The sequence below is a fragment of the Vibrio sp. C8 genome (assembly GCF_054051265.1).
Window position 1 is genome coordinate 60,877 of the sequence record NZ_JBPAOE010000004.1, and the last position, 6,658, is coordinate 67,534.

Annotated in this window: 3 protein-coding genes; all 3 read left to right on the top strand. The window is 42.5% G+C overall.

Annotation, left to right across the window (positions count from 1 at the left end; translation table 11 throughout):
- Positions 1–338 precede the first annotated feature (338 nt).
- On the top strand, positions 339–1,913 hold the full coding sequence (nagE, locus tag ACRQQK_RS02600) for an N-acetylglucosamine-specific PTS transporter subunit IIBC (RefSeq protein WP_457509942.1): 1,575 nt from the start codon (positions 339–341) through the stop codon (positions 1,911–1,913).
- A gap of 238 nt (positions 1,914–2,151) precedes the next feature.
- Positions 2,152–3,822, top strand: a complete 1,671-nt coding sequence (gene glnS, locus ACRQQK_RS02605) for a glutamine--tRNA ligase (protein ID WP_457509943.1) — start codon at positions 2,152–2,154, stop codon at positions 3,820–3,822.
- Positions 3,823–4,056: 234 nt separating this feature from the next.
- Positions 4,057–6,658: FimV/HubP family polar landmark protein (locus tag ACRQQK_RS02610; RefSeq protein WP_457509944.1), on the top strand; the 2,602-nt coding region annotated here is incomplete at its 3' end.

Consider the following 6,658-nt stretch of genomic DNA (forward strand, 5'->3'; position numbering starts at 1 on the left):
GGTGCCTCCAGCTGAATGTTTGGTACTATTTTTGTTCTGGCTTTATCACCGAAAAATAGGTCTATTAGTGGCTATAATCTCTTTTGTTATAAGACATTACATCACTTATTTCTTAGTCGAATAGTACCGATAAATGTATGTTTTTTTATATTGTAAAATAAGTTTTATGATCTCGCTAGCAAAAACCTTGAATTATGCTGCTCTGAGGTGATTACGGTCACAATTGATGAGCTTTTAATTTGCGGAGCAAAATTATTGTCATACACTAATTATGACTAAATTGGGCGACTAAAATAAGTTTGCCGATATTTATAAAAATCCTATAGGGGGAACTTACGGTGAATATTCTTGGATATGCGCAAAAGTTAGGTAAAGCATTGATGCTACCTATCGCAACGCTACCTGTTGCAGCGATCTTATTACGTCTAGGTCAGGGCGACCTACTAGACATTCCATTTATGGCAGAAGCGGGTGGTGCTATCTTTGGGCAACTACCTCTTCTATTCGGCCTTGGTATTGCGATCGGTCTTTCTAAAGACGGTTCTGGTGCTGCAGGTCTAGCAGGTGCCGTTGCGTACTTCGTACTGACAGCAACAGCAAAAACAATTGATCCTTCAATTAACATGTCATTCTTCGGCGGTATTTTTGCAGGTATCATCGCAGGTCACGCTTATAACGCTTTTTACGCTACTCGTCTTCCAGAATGGTTAGCGTTCTTCTCTGGTAAGCGCCTTGTACCTATTATGGCTGGTCTGTTTGCACTAGTTGCTGGTGCTATTTCAGGTGTTGTATGGCCAAGTATTCAAGGTGGTCTTGATACTCTAGCTCATGCAGTATCAACTTCTGGTTCAGTAGGTCAGTTTGTTTACGGTACTCTTAACCGTGCTCTAATTCCTGTTGGTTTGCACCACGTACTTAACTCATACTTCTGGTTCGGTATGGGTACGTGTCAAGAAATCGTGGTAACGGGTGCTCAAGCGGCTGGTCAAGCACTACCTGCATTACAAAAATTATGTGTGGATCCATCTATTGCTAAAGCTCTAGTGGTTGGTCAAGAGCACACATTTAACTTCCAAAATGCAGTGAATCCTGAAATCACAGCTGTTGTTAAAGAAGTGACTGAAACAATGAAATCTGGCGACCTACACCGTTTCTTCGGTGGCGATAAGAGCGCTGGTGTATTCATGAATGGCTTCTTCCCAATCATGATGTTCGGTTTACCTGGTGCAGCACTAGCTATGTACTTTGCAGCACCTGTAGAGAAACGTCATCAAGTTGGTGGTGCATTGTTCTCTGTAGCATTCTGTTCATTCCTAACAGGTATCACAGAGCCTCTAGAGTTCATGTTTGTGTTCCTAGCACCAGCACTTTATGCAATGCACGCAGTGTTTACTGGTCTAGCTCTAGTTGTTGCTAACATGTTTGGTACGCTACACGGCTTTGGTTTCTCTGCTGGTCTAATCGACTTCGCACTAAACTGGGGTCTAGCAACTAAACCTGTAACTCTACTTATCATTGGTCTGGCGTTCTTCGCTCTATACTTCTTCACATTCACATTCGCAATCCGTACTTTCAACTTGAAGTCACCAGGTCGTGAAGATGATGATGAAGCTGTTGCAGCACCTTCTAGCTCAAGTGGAGACAAGAGTGATCTAGCGCGTCAATACCTAAAAGCTCTAGGTGGTCACGAAAACCTAACGACTATCGATGCTTGTATTACACGTCTACGTCTAACACTGAAAGATCGTTCAGTTGCTGATGAAGCTGTATTGAAGAAATTAGGTGCTAAAGGTGTGGTTAAGCTTGGCGAAAACAACCTTCAAGTTATCCTTGGCCCTCTAGCGGAAATCGTTGCGGGCGAAATGAAAGCAATCAGTACTACTGAAGATCTATCTGGCGTGAAATTGCCATAATAGATAAAATTCTTTAGCTGAAATGAAAGCCTTCGCTATATGCGAAGGCTTTTTGCTTTGTAAGGCGTTGGCTACAGAACAAGCGAAGTAAATATTATTTCCTAATAAATCCGCAGTTTTTATTGTGAAAATGCCCAGAATTGTGGATCATTGAACGCAATATTTCTGTGGATTGCGGCTAAATTGGCCCAGACAGGAAAACTTTCTGCCAGTATTAAATTATTTTGAGGTGCTATAGATGAGTGAAGCTGAGGCTCGTCCATCGAACTTCATTCGCCAAATCATAGATAAAGATTTAGCGGATGGTAAACACACTAGCGTGCATACTCGTTTCCCGCCAGAGCCAAACGGTTATCTGCATATCGGTCACGCGAAGTCGATTTGTTTGAACTTTGGTATCGCTCAAGACTATCAGGGCCAGTGTAACTTACGTTTTGATGACACAAACCCAGAGAAAGAAAATATCGAATACGTAGAATCAATTAAGAAAGATGTAAGTTGGCTGGGCTTTGAGTGGTCTGGTGATATTTGCTATTCATCTGACTATTTTGACAAGCTGTACGAATATGCGCTGGAGCTTATCAACAAAGGTTTGGCTTATGTTGAAGAACTGACTCCAGAGCAGATTCGCGAATATCGTGGAACGTTAACCACGCCAGGCAAACACAGCCCTTATCGTGACCGCACTGTAGAAGAAAACTTGGCTCTATTTGAAAAAATGAGAACAGGTGGCTTCAAAGAAGGTGAAGCATGTCTGCGTGCTAAAATCGATATGTCATCGTCATTCATTGTAATGCGTGATCCAGTTATCTACCGTGTTCGTTTTGCTGAGCACCATCAGACGGGTGACAAGTGGTGCATTTACCCAATGTATGACTTTACACACTGTATTTCTGATGCGTTGGAAGGTATTACGCACTCTATCTGTACATTGGAATTCCAAGATAACCGTCGTCTTTATGACTGGGTGCTTGATAACATTACTATTGATTGTCATCCTCGCCAGTATGAGTTCAGCCGCCTGAATCTCGAATATACGGTAATGTCTAAGCGTAAGCTAAACCAACTAGTAACTGAAAAATTGGTTGATGGTTGGGATGACCCACGTATGCCTACAATTTCTGGTTTACGTCGTCGTGGCTTCACTGCTGCTTCTATCCGTGAGTTCTGTAAACGTATCGGTGTTACTAAACAAGACAATATGATTGAGTTTAGTTCACTTGAATCATGTATTCGTGACGATCTAAACACTAATGCAGCACGCGCCATGGCTGTATTGGAGCCAGTGAAGATTGTTATTGAAAACTTCGATGCTGAGAGTGTTGAAGTTCTTAATCTTGCTAACCATCCAAACGACCCTGAAATGGGTTCTCGCGATGTACCATTTACTCGCGAAATCTGGATTGAACGTGAAGACTTCCGCGAAGAAGGTAACAAGAAGTACAAACGTTTGGTTTTAGGAAAAGAAGTTCGTCTGCGTGGTGCTTATGTCATTAAAGCAGAACGTGTAGAGAAAGACCAAAACGGTAATATCACAACGATATACTGTACTTACGATCCAGCGACTCTGGGCAAAAATCCAGAAGATGGTCGTAAAGTGAAGGGTGTTATCCATTGGGTATCAGCAGATAAAGGTCTTCCTGCTGAGTTCCGTCTATACGATCGCTTATTTACTGTGCCTAACCCTGCTGCAGCTGATGATTTTGCTGCAACGATTAATCCAGAGTCTCTAGTTAAAGTGAATGGTTTCGTTGAACCGAGTCTTGCGACTGCTGAAACTGAAGTTGGTTACCAATTTGAGCGTGTGGGTTATTTCTGTGCTGACAACAAAGATTCAACGCCAGAATCTCTAGTGTTCAACCGCACAGTTGGCCTACGTGATACTTGGGCTAAAATTGAGTCTGAGTAATATCGGAATAAGGTAAAACGATGTAAAAGCCAGCTTAAAGCTGGCTTTTATTTTTTGAATCGTCATTATGGTATTGGACATGAGTAACAAAAATGGATTTTTAGTGTGAGATTGCTGCGATTATTACGGTACGAACACATTTTTTGCGTTATCTCCTATAGTTTTGCTCCTCTTATCCGATATATTTAACAGATTGTTATCTTTATTAATTCATAGCACCTAGCTGAGCCTTATATGCGTCAATTTTTTAAACGCCTGTTACTGCCAATCGCTGTAGCGGCCGTGACTCAGACTTCTTTCGTTAGTGCAGAGAGTATTCGCCTTATTGGTCCGACTGGCGAAGTTCAGTCAGCGCCGCAATATAGTAGTGATATTGTCCGTAATCGAACAACAGCAACGGCAGAGCCTTCAAAGGTTATTGGCCCTACTTCTGAAAAAGACACTTTATGGTCGATTGCGTCACGTATACGTCCCTCAAACCAAGTATCTGTACAGCAGACTCTACTGGCAATTTATCGTTTAAACCCTCAAGCGTTTGAAAACCAAAATATTCATAGCCTAATTCCCGGTAGCACATTACGCATTCCATCTCTCGCTCAAGTGAGCAGTGTTTCAACGGAAGAAGCGGTCAAAGTGATGGCTGCACATAAAGCTCGTCTCGTGCAACAACCCGCTAAGCCTGTAACAGCCGTTGCTAACGCTCCAAAAGCAGAATCTAAACCGACAGTTGATGTGAAACCCACGTCTATCGCTCCTGCAGAAACACAAGCAACTGAAACTCAAGTCACGCCAATTCCTCCAGCTGTTGTAGAAAAGCCCGTTGCGGTTGTTAAAAATGATGACAGCATGAAAGTGTCATTAACTGACCAAAATGAAATTCAGGCACTCGAAGAAAAGAATCACAGACTTCGTTTGATGCTTGCCGAAGTGCAATCTGAAGTGAGTGGCTTAAAACAAGAGTTGGGCGATGAAAACCGTATTCGTTCCGAAGTTGAAAAACTGCTGGCTGAAGAAAGAATTAAACGCGAAGAAATACAACGTCTCGCGCCTTCTAAGCTGGATGAATTGCTAGCAAACAATTGGGTGGTTGCCGGGTTAGCACTTATTCCTGGCTTATTGATTGCCTTACTCGTCGTATTATTTTTAGGCCGTCGTTCCGGTTCAAACCAAGCGCCAAATTCACCGGTTCAAGAAACAGTACTTAATCCGAACGCGAGTACTGAAACTGTCGCTCCACTTGCAGTTGGTGATCAGTCGCTAGAAGATTTAGATGATGAGTTGCTTCTGGATGATGATTTGTTTGGCAGCATGGATGATAACGAATCACTGTTTGGTGAAGAGAAGAAAGAAGATACATCAGAAGAAGATGATGGTGATATTTTTGCTGGCCTAGATGAGAGCGATTTAGACTTCGACTTAGAAGATGAAGACGGCGAAGATTTATTCGCTGCTATTGATGAGTCAGGCGATCTTGATACTGATTTTGGTGATTTGTCTTCTAGTAGTAGCGACATCTCTGTCAATGGTGATGAGAAAGCCCTTGGCTTGGAGGAGATGGAACGTGCTCTAGACCAGGCGTCACAAATCTATGATGAAGACGATGAGATTGGCTTTGACCTATCTGATGATGGCGAGATGTCACAAGCTGACATTGAGTCTTTGTTGGCTGCAGATGAAGATTCTGAAGAACTGGAATCAACTTCTCTTGACCAATCTATGTTGGATGAACTTTTTTCAGCACATGAAGATGATGACACAAGCTCAGAGTTGTTAGATTTCGACAGCTTGCTAGATGAAGAAAAGATTGAAAGCAATCCAGAGACAGAGGCGGCTAAGTTCACTTCAGATGAAGAGCTAGACGACTTATTTGCAAACATAGAAGCTCAAGCTGACTTAGAGTCTTTAGCGGCGAATGCAAAAGACGAGACGGCATTACTAGACGAATTGCTATTAGAAGATGAAGAAGATGAACCTGAAATCGAAGCCAATAGTACGGCGTTACTAGATGAGCTTTTGGATGAAAATGGTTTTGACGAAGCTGATTCTGAACAAAATGTCGCCGATGAGATGATGCTGGAACTGGATGAGTTGTTGGGAGATTCCAATGATTCAGATATTCCTGAGATTGATGAAAACAGTACAGACTTACTTGATGATTTTGTCGGTGAACTTAGTGAAGGACCGACCGGATACGAGGACTTTTTGGTTGATGAAACTAGCTTAGAAGCTGAGGAGTCAGAGGAACCAGATGAAAGCTTAGAGCTTTTTGATGAACTGCTGACGATCGAACAAAATGCAGAATCTGAAGAACTGGTTGAAGATTTCAATAGTGCAAACTTTATTGACGACCTTATTACCAATGCACCAAAGTCTGACCCGTTACTGGATGAAGAATTTGAATCTATTTCAGCACTGAGTGAAGACGATCTTGAACTGGATGATTTCGAGTTTAATCCTGAGATCGAAGGTGGAGAAAAAGCGGATGCGGAGCAAGAACAGGTTGTTGCGAATGAATTCGGTGTTCCACAAGATGACGATTGGGTTTTTGATGACCTAGAAACTGAAACTGAAACTGAAACTGAAACAGCGGAAGTTCAAGTTGAAGAGTCTGAATCTGAACAGCCAGAGCAAGATATTACGGCTAAGTTCGACGAGTTAGATCTTCCAGAGTACACAGAAGAAGATGCGCTGGCGGATGTTGAATCTGAAGCAGTCGAAGCGGAAACTCCTGAAACTCCTGAAGCGCAAGATGAAGTGACACCTGCTGAGCTTTTGTCTGAAGAGTCTGAGCCGCCAGAGCAAGATATTGCGGCTGAGTTCGACGAATTGGAGCTTC

What these genes read in the sequence shown, in the direction of transcription:
- glnS (WP_457509943.1), top strand. Translation starts at nt 2,152, where the DNA reads ATGAGTGAAGCTGAGGCTCGTCCATCGAACTTCATTCGCCAAATCATA.